Below are 15,445 nucleotides of genomic sequence, written 5' to 3'. Positions count from 1 at the left end.
TTGTGTGGACACTTGTAAGTTAACGGATTTACCGTTGATGCGCAAGGGATTTTTCGATTATTAGCTCACGCATGGTTACGTTATTGCGCGTATGACAAAAAGGGGCTACTCTGATGGCAGAGCAAGTTCGCTCCACCGCAATGTCGCACGTTCGGAGGTCACTGTGTCCCACACCGCTCTTATCAACACGCCCAACCCAGCCTGGCTCCATGATCCGCAGGCCTTCGCTGTCAATCGACTGAGCGCCCGCTCCACGCACCGCTCCACGGCACCCAGCCAGAGCCTCGACGGCACCTGGGAGGTCGCACTCACCTCGGGCACCCGCGTGTCCCTCGGCTCTCCTACCGACGCATTCGATCAGGGCGACGTCCATTCCATCCCCGTCCCCTCCACCCTCGAGACGCAGGGACTATGGCCACCGGCATACGTCAACATCCAGATGCCATGGGACGGACACGAGGATCCGCAGGCCCCGGCCGCCCCCAGTGACTGCCGCGTCGCTGTCTACCGCCGTTCCTTCAACCTGGACGAGGCCGTGGCACAGACCCTGGATGCGCGCGGCAGCGTGCGAGTGCGCTTCGACGGCTTCGCGACGGCCCTCTACATCTGGGTGGACGGCACGTTCATCGGCTACTGCGAGGACGGCTACACGGCCAGCGAATTCGACATCACGGAAGCGCTGTCGGGCGAGACAGAGACGCACGACATCGTCGTCGTGTGCTACGAGTACTCCAGCGCCTCATGGCTGGAGGACCAGGACTCGTGGCGCTTCCACGGCCTGTTCCGCTCGGTGTCCCTGGTGGCGTTGCCCGCGACCCATGTGGAGAACCTCGCGGCGCGTGCAGACTACGACGCGGCAACCGGAGAGGGTACGTTCACCGTCGCTGCGCACATCGAGGGTGCCCTCGAAAACACGACGATCACCGCAGAGCTGAGCGCCCCAGACGGACAGGTCGTCTGGCACCACGACGGACCCGCGAGCGCCCAGCACCTCGACCTAGATGCGAAGCTAGCGGACGTGCAACCGTGGAGTGCGGAGTCCCCGTCGCTCTACACGTTGACGCTGACCCTCGGGGACGGGGACGGCGGCGTGGAGCGGGTAACCCAGCGGGTGGGCTTCCGGCGTTTCGAGATCGTCGACTCGGTCTTCACGCTCAACGGCCAGCGCCTGATCTTCCGCGGCTCAAACCGCCATGAGTTCAACGCACGCACGGGCCGCACGATGTCAATGGAGGACATGATCACGGACATTAAGCTGTGCAAGCAGCTCAACATCAACGCGATTCGTACCAGCCACTACCCCAACGACACCCGTTTCCTGGACCTGTGCGACGAGTACGGTCTCTACGTCATCGACGAGGCAAACCTGGAGACGCACGGCTCGTGGTGCACGCCCGGTGACATCCCCACCCCCGCCACCGCGATTCCGGGTTCGAAGATGGAGTGGGAGGGCGCGTGTGTGGACCGCCTAGAGTCGATGGTTCGCCAGGACTATAACCACCCGTCCGTGCTCATTTGGTCGCTGGGCAATGAGTCGTTCGGCGGCGAGGTCTTCCGCTCGATGTACCACCGCTCGCACGAACTTGATCCGGCGCGTCCGGTCCACTACGAGGGGGTGACCTGGGACCGTGAGTTCGACGACGCCTCGGATATTGAGTCGCGCATGTATGCCCTACCCGACGCGATTGAGGAGTACCTGCGGGATAACCCGACGAAGCCCTACCTGTCGTGCGAGTACATGCACTCGATGGGTAACTCGGTGGGCGGCCTGCAGCTCTACACGGCCTTGGAGCGTTACCCCGCCTACGGAGGCGGTTTCATCTGGGATCTGGTTGATCAGGCGCTCTACCACGAGGCGACGGCCGGCTCGGGCGGTGAGTTCCTGGCGTACGGCGGTGATTTTGAGGATCGCCCCTGCGATTGGGAGTTTTCCTGCGACGGCATTCTCTTCGTCGATCGCACCCCGAAGCCCCAGGCGCAGGCCGTCAAGGCGCTCTACGCTCCGGTGATGTTCACCCCGAGCGCCAAGGAAATCCGAGTCAATGCGGTGGCTCTGCCCGCTGCTTTGTCGGATCTGCGTATCCGCGCTCGCGTGCTCGCCGACGGCGAGGTCGCGTGGGAGGAGATGTATGAGGCCGTGGCTGCCCCTGGCGAGGAGAGCGCCGTGGCCGTGGGTTGGCCGAGCGACCTCCTGGCCGACACACAGCACGAGATCGTCCTGGAGGCCGCGCTCGTCCTGGCCTCCGACACACCATGGTGCGAGGCCGGACACGTCGTGTCCGTCGGGCAAACGATCCACTCGCGTCCCGAGGTGGCCGACACCGCGCCTGCGGGCGGGGTCTCATTTACGGTGGGCCGCTGGAACATCGGCATGCGCGAGGGTGACAACGAGGCGTTGCTGTCTCGCACGGCGGGCGGCATCGTCCAGTGGAAGCGCGGGGAGACGGCCATGGTGGCACGCCCACCGCGCCTGACCACATTCCGTCCGCTCACGGACAACGACCGCGGCTGCGGTCACGGCTTTGATCGCGCGTGCTGGACGACGGCTGGTGCCTACGCGCGCTGCGTGGGCACGCGTGTGGAGGAGGGACCTGGCAGCGTTGTCGTGACCTACGAGTACAAGCTCGCTGGTCTGGACGAGGTGATCGTTCCGGTCCGCTACGAGCTGCGCGTCGACGGCACGATCCGCCTGACCGCGACCTACCCGGGCGCGACAGGCCTACCGACCATGCCATGCTTCGGCGTGGAGTGGGCGCTCCCAGCTTCGATTGACCACCTGCGCTTCTACGGCCTCGGCCCCGTTGAGGCGTACGCGGATCGACTGGACGGTGCAACGCTGGGCGTGTGGGAGGCCAGCGCGGCGGAGGGCATCGCGCCCTACGCGGTGCCACAGGAGTGCGGCTACCACCCGGGTACGCGCTGGTGCGAGGTGACTGACGCCGAGGGCCACGGCCTGCGCATCGATGCCTGCGGCGAGCTGGGCGTCTCGCTCCTGCCCTATTCCTCGGCGCAGATCGAGCAGGCCACCCACTGGTGGGAGCTACCCGCACCCGAGGAGCGCGCGGCGACCTACCTGCGCCTCCTCACCGCACAGATGGGGGTCGGCGGCGACGACTCCTGGGGATCGCCGGTCCACGATGAGTTCCACGTCGACGCGAGCGGCACACAGGTGCTCGACGTGACGCTGTCCCTCATCTGACGCACGCGGGCGGCGGGGGTATGTGCCAATCCCCCGCCGCTCACCTGTGTCCGCGCCGCTGTTAAGACTCTGACGTCTCCTCGGCGGGCACGAAACTCTGGCGCGCGACCAGGCGGGTCGACAGCAATATATGATGCTTGTGTTTGAAGCGACCCACAATCGAGTCGGACAGCAGCATCAGAGTCGTCTCCGCCAGCTCGGGTGGTTCGATCGCGTAGGAGCTGAGCGGCGGTGCCGTGTACTCGCAGACCTCCAGGTTGTCGATAGAGACGACCGCCACCTGATCGGGCACGCGGATCCCGCGCGCAAACAGTGCCTGGAGGACGCCGACCGCGAGCGAGTCTGCGGCAACCAGGAGCGCATCAGGCACCTTCTGGCCGCACGCATCGAGCAGCGCCTCGGTCTGCCGACGCCCGTTGTCCACAGTGAAAGGACCGGTTGCGAACACCAGGCCCTCAACCGGCATGTTCAGCAGGCGTGCCCACTCGTCGAACGCGATGGTTCGCGGGTCCTGGCAAAACAGGTGAGATCCCATCATGTGTCCGTCCCCGCCAATGAAACCGATGCGAGTCCGCCCCTGCTCGCGCAGCGCATAGATCGCTTCAATGACGGTCTGCTGCAGGTCGGGGCGCACGGAATGGAAGAGGGTGGGCGCGGGGTTGATGTCGATGAACACGCCGTGGGGCAGCGCCTCATGCAGCGCGGTCAGGTCTTCGCGCGTCAGGGGCGCGGGACCCAGCGAGACGAAACCGGAATACTCCTCGCTCGCGTCGATCAGTGAGCGCACGTCGGGGAAGAACGACAGGCTCATCATGTTCTCGATAGCGCGCTCGCTCAGCGCCTCGCGCACATCGGAAAAATAGGAATCACGCGGGCCGGGCGAAGAATCGAAGTTTTCCAACACCGCAATCGTCTGGGGGATGCCGGAACGAGAGGTGCGCAGCGCGTAGCCGAGTTCGTTGGCAACCTGGATCACGCGGTGGCGGGTCGACTCTTTCGCGGTGAAGCTGGGGTCACCAGATAAGACACGAGACACGGTCGCCTTCGAAAAGCCCGTCGCCTTCGCGATATCGCCAAGATTAACCATCGGCCCTATCCCCCAAACACCCTCTAGCCAACTCGTGACAGTCTAACCGACGCGGGACGTGCGAACGCGGATGAACGCCGCTCTACCCGGGGGTGTGTCGATGGACGAGGCCGTGGCTGAGTCTTCCTTCATCACTCGGCCCGCGCGCCGCGCTTAGAGGCAGGAGGACTCGTCGTATTCGGCTTTGATGTCCTCGTGGTGACGGATGACCTCACGCACCATGAAGCCCAGGAACTTCTCAGCAAAGTCGGGGTCGAGACCGGAGGAGGCGGCCAGCGTGCGCAGGCGCTCGACCTGGCGGGCCTCGCGAGCTGGGTCTGCGGGAGGCAGATCCAGGCGCGCCTTGATGTGCCCGACGCGCTGCGTGCAGCGGAAACGCTCGGCGAGAATGTGCACGAGCGCGGCGTCAATGTTGTCGATGGTGGCGCGAGCCTCGGCCAGCTCGGCGGGTACACCACTCACACCCCGGTCAGCGGAACCGGCAACCCGGGCTTCGTCTTGATTCTGCATGGAATCCTCCCGTTACGTCTCGACTGATCAGAAGTCTAGCGGGAGGACTCAGGCGCTGCGCTTACCTTCCGAGGAGCGTTCAGGATAAAGTTCGGCCTCGCCATAGCCTTCGACCAGGTCGCGCGTGACGAGCACGCGGGCGACATCGTCGCGGCTGGGCAGGTCGAACATGAGATCGGAGAGGGTCTGTTCCATGATGGAGGACAGGCCGCGCGCGCCGGTCTTGCGTTCGTTCGCCAGAGTGGCGATAGCCAGGAGCGCGTCGTGGGTAAACTCCAGTTCCATACCGTCCAGCTCAAACAAGTGCTGGTACTGGCGCACGAGCGAATTCGACGGTTCAGTCAGGACGCGGACCAGGTCTTCCTCCGTCAGCTCCTTCGTGGAGGTCAGGATGGGAAGTCGGCCAATGAACTCGGGGATCATGCCGAACTTGTGCAGGTCCTCGGCGCTCACGGCCTCGTAGAGGTCACCCATCTCCGAGGTGCTCTTCAGTTCGGACCCGAAGCCTGTGGAACGGCGGCCCAGGCGGGCCTTCACGATGTCTTCGATGCCAGCGAAGGCACCGGCGGCGATAAAGAGGATGCCGGAGGTGTCGATCTCAAGGAACTGCTGGTGGGGGTGCTTGCGCCCGCCCGTGGGAGGCACGGAGGCGACCGTGCCTTCGATGATCTTCAGGAGGGCTTGCTGCACGCCTTCGCCCGACACGTCGCGGGTGATAGAGGCGTTCTCGGCCTTGCGGCCAATCTTGTCGATCTCGTCGACGTAGATGATGCCCTTCTCGGCCTTCTTGATGTCACCATCGGCCTCCTGAATGAGGCGCAGGAGAATGTTTTCCACGTCCTCGCCGACGTAGCCAGCCTCAGTCAGGGCGGTGGCGTCAACGATGGCGAAAGGCACGTCAAGCAGGCGGGCCAGGCAGCGCGCCAGGTGGGTCTTACCCGTGCCCGTGGGACCTAGCAGCAGAATGTTGGACTTCGTGCCCAGCATATCCTCGGCATTGCCGGCCTCACGCGAACGCACGCGCTTGTAGTGGTTATACACCGCGACCGAAAGGGCACGCTTCGCGCGATCCTGACCAATGACCCAAGTATTCAGGAATTCATTAATCTCGCGAGGCTTGGGAAGGGGGGCAGCAGCCGTCAACGCTTGCTGCGCGCCCAACTCTTCCTCAATAATCTCGTTACACAGCTCGATGCATTCGTCACAGATGTATGCGCCGGAGCCACCGATGAGCTTACGCACCTGCTTCTGACTCTTCCCGCAGAAAGAGCACTTGAGCAGTTCCGCGCCATCAGTCAGACGAGCCACGAGACCTCCTCAAAATTGAACGTTTTCCGTTCGGTCGAATATGTATTCGCACTTACTACAAAATAACCTAGTGCACAAGGGGGAAAAATCCATCGCGGCGCGCACATTGTTACGAAATGTTCACTTATCACAACACGTCAGATCGTAACACGCATCACAGCAGACTTTCAACGCGCTCAATAAGGGGCTTTCCCGCAACATTGGTCGGACACCATGCCCTTGTTTCAACAACGAGGCCGTGGCACCCGCCACGCGAAAACGCACGGGGAAGCCACGGCCTCGTCAATGACGACAGCGTCAGAGAGCCTTACGAGACTCAAGCACCTGATCGATCAGACCATACTCGGCCGCCTGCGGGGCAGTGAGGATCTTGTCGCGCTCGATGTCGCGGCGCACCTGCTCCACCGACTTACCCGAGTGATACGAGATGGTGTCCTCGAGCCACGCGCGCATACGGTCGATCTCGTCAGCGACGATCTGGATGTCCGAGGCCTGCCCCTGCATACCCTCCATCGCCGGCTGGTGAATGAGGATACGAGCGTTAGGCAGCGCCAGACGCTTTCCGGGCGAACCAGCGGCCAGCAGCACAGCAGCTGCGGAGGCGGCCTGTCCGAGGCACACCGTCTGCACCTGCGGCTTGATGTACTGCATCGTGTCGTAGATCGCCGTCAGCGCCGTGAAGGAGCCACCGGGCGAGTTGATGTACATGGTGATCAGCGAATCCGGATCCTGGGACTCCAGGACCAGCAGCTGCGCCATCACGTCATCGGCGCTGGCATCATCCACCTGCACTCCCAGGAACACGATGCGATCCTCGAACAGCTTCGTGTAGGGATTCTGACGGCGGAAACCGTAGGCCGTGCGCTCCTCGAAGTCGGGCAGCACGTAGCGGGCCTGCGGCATCTGGCGGGCAACCGCCTCAAAGTAGGGCTGAGTGCTCATCAGTTCTCTCCTCGCGTTCCGATCTCCTGCGGGCTGTCGATCACGCGATCAACGAAGCCGTACTCGAGGGCCTCCTGCGCGGTGAACCAGTGGTCGCGATCACCATCGGCCTCCACCTGCTCGACAGTCTTGCCCGTGCGAGACGCGGTGATCGCTGCGAGTTCCTTCTTCATGCCCAGGATCAGGTCCGCATTAATGCGAATCTCCGTCGCCGAGCCGCCAGCGCCACCCAAGGGCTGGTGCAGCAGCACGCGCGTGTGAGGCGTGATGTAACGCTTCCCAGGAGCGCCCGCGGTCAGCAGGAACTGACCCATCGACGCGGCCAGACCCATGCCGACCGTGACGACGTCCGGCTTGATGTACTGCATCGTGTCGTAGATGGCCATGCCGGCTGTCACCGAACCGCCGGGCGAGTTGATGTACAGGTAGATGTCGCGGTCTGGATCCTCGGCCGCGAGCAGCAGCAGCTGCGCGCAGATCGCGTTCGCGTTCTCATCGCGGACCTCGCCGCCCAGCCAAATGATGCGCTCCTTGAGCAGGCGCTGGTAGACCGAGTCGCCCAGTCCCAGCTGCGAGCCATCGCCAGCAGCCCCGGTATTGTGCACGCTCACGCGTACCTCCTCGTCTGTTCGCGGGCCCAGGTGGCCCCATTGGTGTCAACCGTACCCGGTGCGCGGCCCGCAGCGCGCGCGCCGGGCCGCCGTTTCGCTGTCGGCACATGCGTTCGAGGGGCGAGGCCCAGGCCTCGCCCCTCGAGATCAGATCGGGGTGATTCGCAGCGCAAAAGTCTCGCGCCCGCACTCACTCCTGCTCGTCGGCGACCTCGGTGATGATCTCCGCGCCCTCTTCGGTAGCGGGATCGGTGCCGAAGAACTTGGACAGATCAACGTCAGCGCCGTTGGTGTCCTTGACGGTGACGACCTTGAGGGCCTCGATAAGAGCCTTCGAGCGGCCAAGGTCAGCGACAACGTTCGACATCTGCTGGGGGGAAGAGAACAGCTGGTTGATGTCAATGCCGAAGTTCTGCGACATCTGGATCGCGTAGTCGATGAGTTCCTGCTGTGAGACCTGGACGTCGAACTTCTTGGCCAGGGCCTCGGAGAGCAGCTCGGTGCGAATCTCCTTCTCGACAGCCTCGCGGGCTTCCTTCTTCTCCTTGGGCTTGGCGTCCTCGCCGACGCGGTGCTCAACCTGGTGGTCGACCGCGGACTCGGGCAGAACGATCTCAACCTTGCCGAGGAGAACGTCGATCAGGGCATCGCGCGCGGCGAGGGCCTGCTGGGACTCCTTGGACTCGGCGGCCTGCTTCTTGAGGTCTTCCTTGAGTTCGTCGATGGTGTCGAACTCGGAGACCATCTGAGCGAAGTCGTCGTCAGCCTTGGGCAGCTCGCGCGCTTTCATAGCCTTGACCGTGATAGTGACTTCAGCCTCTTCACCCTCGTGGTCGCCGCCCTTGAGCGTGGATGTGAAGGTGACCTCGTCGCCGGCCTTGGTGCCGCGCAGGGCGGTGTCCTGGCCGTCGAGCATGGTGCCAGAGCCGATCTCGTAGGAGACGTCAGAGGCGGAGTCAACCTGCTCGCCGTTGATGGTGGCAACCAGGTCGATGGTGGCGAAGTCGCCAGTCTTGGCCTTGCGGTTGATGGTCTTGAGGGTGGCGAAGCGGCCACGCAGGTCTTCGAGTTCCTTCTCCACGTCCTCGTCGGTGACCTCGGTGGGGGCAACCTCGACGACGATGGACTCGTCGATCTCGGGCAGCTCGAAGGCGGGGACCACGTCAACCTCGGCGGTGAAGACCAGCTGGCCGCCCTGGGGGCCGGTCACGTTCGGGATCTCGGTGACGTCGACGGTCGGCTGAGCCATGGGGCGCAGGTCGTTCTCGTTGACGGCGTCGGAGTAGTGGCCGGGCAGGACCTGGTTGACGACCTGCTCGATGACGGCGGCGCGGCCGAAACGCTGGTCGATGATGCGCGGAGGCACGTGGCCCTTACGGAAGCCGGGGATGTTGACCTGTCCGGCGATCTCCTTGTACGCCTTGTCCATTTCGGACTTGAGTTCCTCAAAGGGAACCTCAACGGTCAGACGAACCTTAGTGGGCTCGAGGGTTTCGACGGTGCTCTTCACGTGCGTACGCTCCGTAGTCTACGAATAGGGGAACGCCCACTTCGGGCGCATGACAACTCGCTCAGTGTACGCCACGGCCCCGGCGATGTCTCTCTTCGCCGTGCCAAATCGGGCGTATGGACCCGATCACGGCCTGATCTCGTGCGCAATTACACACGCGTGACGTCTCGTGCGCCTGGGTGACGAGGCCGGAGCAGAGGCGTCGGGTCGCGTGTCCTCAGGTTGTCAGGTAGTGGGAACGGCCACGCACGACGGCGGCCAGACGCGCGCGAGGCACGTCGGCGACCTGACGCACGCCGCCGACGATAGCAGCGTGAGTAGCCCGGGCCTCGGAGTCGTCGACGGCGGTGAAGCGCGCTGTCACACGAGGCTGACCTGCGGCGATGGCAATGTCCCAGGATTCGAGTCGGGTGACGGCACGCGCCGCCTGCTCAACTTCTTCGGGGGCCCGGCCGGGTGCGAGGGTGGTGACCGTCATGATGGTGCGATAGGACGGCATGGCCTCTCCCCTGCTGACGTTTTGAGCGACAGTGCTGCCGCTGATGGTCGGGGTGACAGGATTTGAACCTGCGACCCTCTGCTCCCAAAGCAGATGCGCTACCAAGCTGCGCTACACCCCGAAGGACTCGTGTCCGATGCACCATCATACGGGAGTGGATGCTAAATGTCGCGCACGTGGACGTTTGACGCTAGGATCTTCCGTGTCCCCCTCGGGGGTACGCGGATGTAGCTCAATGGTAGAGCCTCTGCCTTCCAAGCAGATCACGCGGGTTCGATTCCCGTCATCCGCTCCAAAAAAACGTCACTCTGGATACAAAGGTTTCCGGCACGGCCAGGAACTATCCAGGGTGGCGTTTTTACTGTTCTGTGGCGGTTTTGGGGTGTTAAAGCCGGGTGTGTGGTGCCGTGGAGGAGTCCCTGACGGCGGCTGATCGGAGCCTCGGAGGGGTGACTCAGGGGTTCGCTCGGTGCGTCGAGGCAGAAAGCGTCAAAAATGTGGCCTTGCGTCAAAGGGTTCAGCTCCGCGTCAAAAAGTACGGCCTCGTGCTCCTACAGATCAACCAGGAAACGGCAAGGTCCCAAGGAAGGCCCGGAGACCGAGTTTGAAAAACCGGGACATGTTGGATTTGGACCACGCGTGTACTGAGGTGGTACTTCACCCTTGCTGGACCATGGTTTACATTAGCTATATTTTGTATCTTACAATTACCTGGTTATCCAAATAGGTAGGCTTACCTCAATCTCGAAGGAGCGCAATTAGGCTAAATCATAGTCGGATCTGAACATTCTAAAAGTTGCCCCTGCCGAACCTTGCATTCGGCTTAGCCTTATTGTACCATAGTGACGCAGGTAACTTTCTGTTACCCGAATATGTTCAGATTCTGAGAGATTGGACAAGTCATGGTCCCCTTTGACCTTGACACCCGTGTTGAAGAGGTTGAGGAAGCCGTTTGTCCTCAAATCGCCTCGAAGTTCCTGTGCACCCCTGGGCGCCCGACCGGCGGCATTGCACGCTTCACTACCCAGTGTACTAACGTCTGCAGCATCTCTGTTGGCTTCACGCAGTTAGTAGCTTTGTCACACCAGTCGGCCCTGGAGGTAAGGCGTCCTAGGCCTTACCTCCAGGGCCGTTTTCTTTGAAAGGTAGGCCATGCCAGCTATATCGGTAACTGATTTGTCGGTTGGGTACAAGAATTCCCCAGTAGTGAGCGGCATTAACTTGCAGCTAAATACTGGCAGGATAATCTGCCTCCTTGGACCAAATGGAGCAGGTAAAACCACCTTAATGAAAACGCTCCTCGGTCGGATAAAACCAGTAAGTGGCCACATTAGATACGATCAGACAGACATTAGCGAAATGTCAGCTGCAATCGACCATCCAAGCTACTTTCCGTATCTGAGTGGTAAACAAAATGTACAGGTCGTCGCGGCATTCTGGGGTCTGGATGTTGATCCTGAGTCGGCCTTGGATAGTGTGGGCATAGTCCGCGCTGCCCACCGGCGGAAAGCCAAGGACTACTCGACCGGCATGAAGGAACGGCTGGAGCTTTGTCTTGCTTTATTGTCTAGACCAAAGTTTTTGTTCCTTGATGAGCCACAGAATGGTTTGGATCCAGATGGCATGGTCTCCTTGTCTGCGACGCTTCGTCGTTATCGGGACGAAGGGAACTGCGTTGTAATATCAACGCACCTCCTCCATGAGATTCAAGGCGTCCCGGATGAGTGTATCGTAGTTCGTAACGGCAACGCTTTGCATATCCCCGACCTCAACGGCGTGAATCTCGCGGACCTATATCACCGGAGGTAGGGCCATGCCAATCACTTCAGCTATCCGTGCTTTGCTTACTTACTATTGGAATATCTGGTATATTCTCGCGGCTATCTTGGGCTCAATGGCGTCGCTATTCCTCGGCGCATGGATTTCAAGTGAGGCAAGCGGAACTCCAATAATAGGGGGATACAGCTTCTTCTTTACTGGAACGCAGCCACTGATTTCCCTCGCATTACTCTTTATACTTGATGCTAGGGTTTCCGAGGTCCACTATGGGGGTTTGCCTCGGCAGGTATACATTGCTTGGTTACCTAGCGTCCTGCGCACTATCTGTCGAACGCTTTTAATAATTCTTGTGAACCTGCTTAGTGTGCTGTTATTCGATCTAACAATGGTTTTGTCTGGTTCGAAGATGCACTCAGGGCTAGCGACCCTGCTTTGCTTTCTTACCTTCCAAAGTATACTAATTGCTCTGATCTACTCAACATTAGAAAGTCTTTCAAGACCTCCGGCTGCCGCGGTAATTTCAGGTGTTCTTCTGTACTTCTGGATAGTGCTACCCCGTAACCTAGCTGACAATGCTACCCCATACATATCAAACGCCGTCCACTTGGTAGGGCTGAATCTCAATGGTACCACAAACTCGTTCGTAGATATCCAGGAGCAATCAAATTTCGGTTTCTCTGAGCTTATCCCGATAGCAATCCTAATTATTATCTATGTTCTTGTGGCTAGGTTTCGAAGTAAAGGAGCAGTAAGAAAATGAAGTTTTTGTGTTCTATCGAGCGAATCGCAATCATTCGTTGGGTCACGATCGCTTATATCGGTGCACTAGTTCTTCCGCTGCTGTTTCTCCGTTATGGAAATATCATTGCCGTAGCGCAATCCGCGTTACTCATCACGCTCCCAATTGCCACGGCAGGTCTAGCTTTGTCGCATGCTAAGGTCCCTGCCTCGTATATATCGTTTAGCATTCACGATAAAGTTCTGCTCCGATTCATTGCTAAATCGTTGCTTCTCGCACAAGTAGTTAACCTTTGTTTGAGTCTGCTTTATGTCTCTATCATTGGCAAGCTTGTTAATGAGTCACTGTCGAGTCATACTGCTTTAGTACTTGTTTTTTCTTCGGTTGTGCTAACTCTGGCCTGTTTTGCGCTTCGGCTTTGGACTACTTCATTAGTTTCATGGATTGTTATCATCTTTTTTGTGGTGGCAGGTCTTCCGATTAGCACTGGTGATTTTGCAAACTCACCTGTTTTGTTTGCTGTCGTTCCCACGACTTGGGTTTCAAAAGGTGCCACCTTTGGCTATATATTTTCTACCGGGATTCTGTTGGCTGCGATAAGTTCAGGGTTTTTACTGAGGTCGGTGAAACGTGCATAGTTATACTATGCTTGGTAAACCGTATGTGAGGATATGTGCACTTCCAACGGATAGGTTTCCAAGTGACGGCAAAGCGGCTCTTCGCATTTGAGGGTGTAGGTGTGGTGGGTGGAGTTGGGCGTGTCGTGGTTGTGTAGGGGTCGAGGTCTTTCGATGATGGAGATTCCTACACCGTCCATCCGAAAGACCTCGACATGCCCAATACTACCTTTGATCGCCCCGACCTGAGCACGTTCACGCACCTGGATGACCTGGGCCTGGAAGTGACCGGCCAGCGCATGTGGCCAGACCACGCAGTGTTGGCATGCCGCATCGTTGGTGAGGACCGGTGGTGCCGACGCTGCGGGTGCCAGGGCGAGGCACGTGACACGGTAGTCAGGCGCTTGGCGCACGAACCTTACGGGTGGCGCCCCACGATTTTGCATGTGAGCGTGCGCCGCTACCGGTGCCCAGAGTGCGCTCACGTGTGGCGCCAGGACATGAGCCAAGCGGCCGATCCGCGCGCCAAGCTCTCACGGGCGGCGGTGCGCTGGGCGCTCACTGGGCTGGTCGTCCACCATCTGACGGTGGCGCGCATCGCCCAGGCCCTGGGCGTGTCCTGGAAGAGCCGCTAACACCGCTGTCCTGGCCGAAGGAGAGCGCCCACTGATCAACGACCCGACCCGGTTTGAAGGCGTGCGAGTCATCGGCGTGGATGAACACGTATGGCGCCACACACCCTACGGAGACAAATATGCCACCGTCATCTTGGACTTGACGCCCATCCGCGACCGCAGTGGCCCCTCCCGACTCTTGGACATGGTCCCGGGCCGCTCCAAAAAAGTGTTCAAAACCTGGCTGGCCTCCCAGCCCGACACGTGGCGCGAGCGCATCGAGATCGTCGCAATGGATGGATTCACCGGGTTCAAGAGCGCTGCCGCCGAAGAACTCCCCGGCGCGACCACGGTCACGGATCCCTTCCACGTCGTGCACCTGGCTGGCAACGCCTTGGATGAGTGCCGAAGGCGCACCGGGCAAGAACTCCACCACCGGCGCGGGCGCTCCACGGACCCCCTCTACAAGGCCCGCAGGATGCTGCACACCAGATCCTGCCTACTCACCGCGCGTCAGCAGCACCAGATACTCGACCTGTTTTCCAGCGACGAGCACGTCGCACTCGAGGTCACCTGGAGCGTCTACCAGAACATCACCCGACGCCTACCGCGATCCCAACAAAATCCGCGGTAAGGCCCTGATACAAGCCGAAATAGACCGTCTCAGCGACGCGGACGTGCCTAGGAGCCTAACCGAGCTCATCACACTGGGAAGAACACTCAAACGCCGATCCCGGGACATCCTGGCCTACTTCGACCACCCCCACACCAGCAACGGCCCCACCGAAGCCATCAACGCACCCCCTCGAACACCTACGCGGATCCGCACTCGGATTCCGCAACCTCACCAACTACATCACCCGCTGCCTCCTCGAAACAGGAGGCTTCAAACCCCAACTACACCCCCACTTATGAAGAACCAGGTTATATCTCTTTGTCACTGAGTCCACCATAAGGAGAGGGCCGCCATTTTCAATTCCTTGCATGTTAAATATCCAATACCTCGTAGGGTTTTGCTGAAAGCGCGGATTTACATTGCTCAGCCAAGTACGCATCCACCAACTCCAGCTGTGCAATATCTGGATATACCTCTAGCGTTTTGTCACCTATTAACCAGAACTCTCGCGACCAGGTCTCAGGATGATCCCAGATTCGGTAGCTCCCTTTAACCTCATCAGGTAAAAGCCTGCGGATTTTTGTTGCAACAGCGAGCTGCCCTTTTGCCGTTTCGTAAATTGTATTAATTTGGACGCCACCATCCACAGGGCGTTCAACACGGACTATCTCTCGACCGTAAAACATCACCTTCCTCCGCGAACCGTTTTCGCAGAGCGCTAGTTCTATTCTTCCGTAACCTCTTTCAGTGTTATGTCGGTTGGTCAAATAGTCCTGAAGCGCTTGGATGACAGCCGCTGAAACACTTTCCGCATGCTGCGCAGCTCGTTCGAATAGTTCCATATCCGCTTCTGAGACGTAAATATTCTTCGTAGGCATGTTTATAAACATACTCATACTTTCTCCGTTTGTCAACCCTGCAGAAATGTGGCTCTTCCGAGTTGAGTGTGGGTGACCGGGTGTTGGTCGGGGGTTGCGGGTAGAGGTTGAGGTCCTTGATGATGAGCGGACTTCAACCCCCGCGATCTTCAAAGGACCTCGGGCGGCGTGTCACCCTACCTGCTGCTGCTCCGTGTCGCTTGATCGTTGTGATCGGTGTGATCTGCTCGTCGGTTTGGAGGGCTTCCATCTGATGAGCGTGGCTCGCACCCCAGATGCTCTGGTGCTCGATGTTGAGTCGTGCAACCAGCTGGCGGGGTGCCCTGGGTGTGGGGTGACTTGCTCAAGGCCACGGGCGTGTGGTGGTGGAGGTGGTCGACGCGCCCTGGGCCGGGGTCCCGGCGCGGATCCGGTGGCATAAACGGGCTCTTCTGAGTTGAGTGTGGGTGAGTGGGTGTTGGTCGGGGGTTGCGGGTAGAGGTTGAGGTCCTTGATGATGAGCGGACTTCAACCCCCGCGATCTTCAAAGGACCTCG

12 protein-coding genes, 2 tRNA genes and 2 pseudogenes are annotated in these 15,445 nt (G+C 60.1%); 7 read left to right on the top strand and 9 right to left on the bottom strand.

What is annotated here, in order from left to right; translation table 11 throughout:
* Positions 1-163 precede the first annotated feature (163 nt).
* Positions 164-3,199 (top strand): glycoside hydrolase family 2 TIM barrel-domain containing protein, encoded by a 3,036-nt coding sequence (locus tag HMPREF1136_RS01425; RefSeq protein WP_009647543.1) that lies wholly within the window; start codon positions 164-166, stop codon positions 3,197-3,199.
* Positions 3,200-3,260: 61 nt separating this feature from the next.
* Here the strand turns inward: HMPREF1136_RS01425 and HMPREF1136_RS01420 are convergent, their stop codons facing one another.
* The 8 genes from HMPREF1136_RS01420 to HMPREF1136_RS01385 form a co-directional block, all read right to left on the bottom strand.
* Positions 3,261-4,286 carry a LacI family DNA-binding transcriptional regulator gene (locus HMPREF1136_RS01420; RefSeq protein ID WP_009647537.1) on the bottom strand — a complete coding sequence of 342 codons (1,026 nt, stop codon included), beginning with the start codon at positions 4,284-4,286 and terminating at the stop codon, positions 3,261-3,263.
* 153 nt (positions 4,287-4,439) lie between these two features.
* Positions 4,440-4,796, bottom strand: a complete 357-nt coding sequence (locus HMPREF1136_RS01415) for a chorismate mutase (RefSeq protein ID WP_009647517.1) — start codon at positions 4,794-4,796, stop codon at positions 4,440-4,442.
* Between the two features lie 48 nt (positions 4,797-4,844).
* Positions 4,845-6,104 (bottom strand): ATP-dependent Clp protease ATP-binding subunit ClpX, encoded by a 1,260-nt coding sequence (clpX, locus tag HMPREF1136_RS01410; protein WP_009647536.1) that lies wholly within the window; start codon positions 6,102-6,104, stop codon positions 4,845-4,847.
* 297 nt (positions 6,105-6,401) lie between these two features.
* Complete coding sequence (locus HMPREF1136_RS01405) at positions 6,402-7,046, bottom strand: ATP-dependent Clp protease proteolytic subunit (protein WP_009647520.1); 645 nt, start codon at positions 7,044-7,046, stop codon at positions 6,402-6,404.
* A complete protein-coding gene (locus tag HMPREF1136_RS01400; RefSeq protein ID WP_009647542.1) occupies positions 7,046-7,657 on the bottom strand; it encodes an ATP-dependent Clp protease proteolytic subunit in 612 nt (203 codons plus the stop codon). Before HMPREF1136_RS01400 ends, HMPREF1136_RS01405 begins: the two co-directional genes overlap by 1 nt.
* 190 nt (positions 7,658-7,847) lie before the next feature.
* The gene (gene tig / locus HMPREF1136_RS01395; protein WP_009647540.1) at positions 7,848-9,167 is read right to left on the bottom strand and encodes a trigger factor; all 1,320 of its coding nucleotides are present in this window, start codon (positions 9,165-9,167) and stop codon (positions 7,848-7,850) included.
* Positions 9,168-9,384: 217 nt separating this feature from the next.
* A complete protein-coding gene (locus tag HMPREF1136_RS01390) occupies positions 9,385-9,666 on the bottom strand; it encodes a hypothetical protein (RefSeq protein WP_009647527.1) in 282 nt (93 codons plus the stop codon).
* 44 nt (positions 9,667-9,710) lie between these two features.
* Positions 9,711-9,787: transfer RNA gene (locus HMPREF1136_RS01385), tRNA-Pro, on the bottom strand.
* Between the two features lie 100 nt (positions 9,788-9,887).
* Between HMPREF1136_RS01385 and HMPREF1136_RS01380 the strand changes: the two genes are divergently transcribed.
* The 5 genes and pseudogenes from HMPREF1136_RS01380 (at position 9,888) to HMPREF1136_RS11340 (ending at position 14,330) form a co-directional block, all read left to right on the top strand.
* Positions 9,888-9,961, top strand: a tRNA-Gly gene (locus HMPREF1136_RS01380).
* Positions 9,962-10,568: 607 nt separating this feature from the next.
* The gene (locus HMPREF1136_RS10460) at positions 10,569-10,808 is read left to right on the top strand and encodes a gallidermin/nisin family lantibiotic (protein WP_083836188.1); all 240 of its coding nucleotides are present in this window, start codon (positions 10,569-10,571) and stop codon (positions 10,806-10,808) included.
* A gap of 64 nt (positions 10,809-10,872) precedes the next feature.
* On the top strand, positions 10,873-11,475 hold the full coding sequence (locus tag HMPREF1136_RS10455; protein ID WP_232204147.1) for an ABC transporter ATP-binding protein: 603 nt from the start codon (positions 10,873-10,875) through the stop codon (positions 11,473-11,475).
* A gap of 726 nt (positions 11,476-12,201) precedes the next feature.
* A complete protein-coding gene (locus tag HMPREF1136_RS10445; protein WP_083836185.1) occupies positions 12,202-12,822 on the top strand; it encodes a cytochrome C oxidase subunit IV in 621 nt (206 codons plus the stop codon).
* Positions 12,823-13,016: 194 nt separating this feature from the next.
* Positions 13,017-14,330 (top strand): annotated as a pseudogene (locus tag HMPREF1136_RS11340) (ISL3 family transposase).
* 72 nt (positions 14,331-14,402) lie between these two features.
* Here HMPREF1136_RS11340 and HMPREF1136_RS10435 read toward each other — a convergent pair.
* On the bottom strand, positions 14,403-14,927 hold the full coding sequence (locus HMPREF1136_RS10435; protein WP_198002794.1) for an EXLDI protein: 525 nt from the start codon (positions 14,925-14,927) through the stop codon (positions 14,403-14,405).
* 127 nt (positions 14,928-15,054) lie between these two features.
* Between HMPREF1136_RS10435 and HMPREF1136_RS11450 the strand changes: the two are divergent.
* Positions 15,055-15,334: pseudogene (locus tag HMPREF1136_RS11450) on the top strand (ISL3 family transposase); the annotation flags it as partial.
* Positions 15,335-15,445 lie beyond the last annotated feature (111 nt).

The sequence above is a fragment of the Actinomyces sp. ICM47 genome (assembly GCF_000278725.1).
GTDB lineage: Bacteria > Actinomycetota > Actinomycetes > Actinomycetales > Actinomycetaceae > Pauljensenia.
The sequence above is the reverse complement of the archived record's forward strand: the minus strand, read 5'-3'. Positions and strand labels throughout refer to the sequence as shown.

Excerpts from the sequence above, each read along its gene's own strand:
- HMPREF1136_RS01420 (WP_009647537.1), bottom strand. The coding sequence starts at position 4,286 with ATGGTTAATCTTGGCGATATCGCGAAGGCGACGGGCTTTTCGAAGGCG.
- HMPREF1136_RS01415 (WP_009647517.1), bottom strand. The coding sequence starts at position 4,796 with ATGCAGAATCAAGACGAAGCCCGGGTTGCCGGTTCCGCTGACCGGGGT.
- HMPREF1136_RS01405 (WP_009647520.1), bottom strand. The coding sequence starts at position 7,046 with ATGAGCACTCAGCCCTACTTTGAGGCGGTTGCCCGCCAGATGCCGCAG.
- HMPREF1136_RS01390 (WP_009647527.1), bottom strand. The coding sequence starts at position 9,666 with ATGCCGTCCTATCGCACCATCATGACGGTCACCACCCTCGCACCCGGC.
- HMPREF1136_RS10460 (WP_083836188.1), top strand. The coding sequence starts at position 10,569 with ATGGTCCCCTTTGACCTTGACACCCGTGTTGAAGAGGTTGAGGAAGCC.
- HMPREF1136_RS10445 (WP_083836185.1), top strand. The coding sequence starts at position 12,202 with ATGAAGTTTTTGTGTTCTATCGAGCGAATCGCAATCATTCGTTGGGTC.
- HMPREF1136_RS10435 (WP_198002794.1), bottom strand. The coding sequence starts at position 14,927 with ATGAGTATGTTTATAAACATGCCTACGAAGAATATTTACGTCTCAGAA.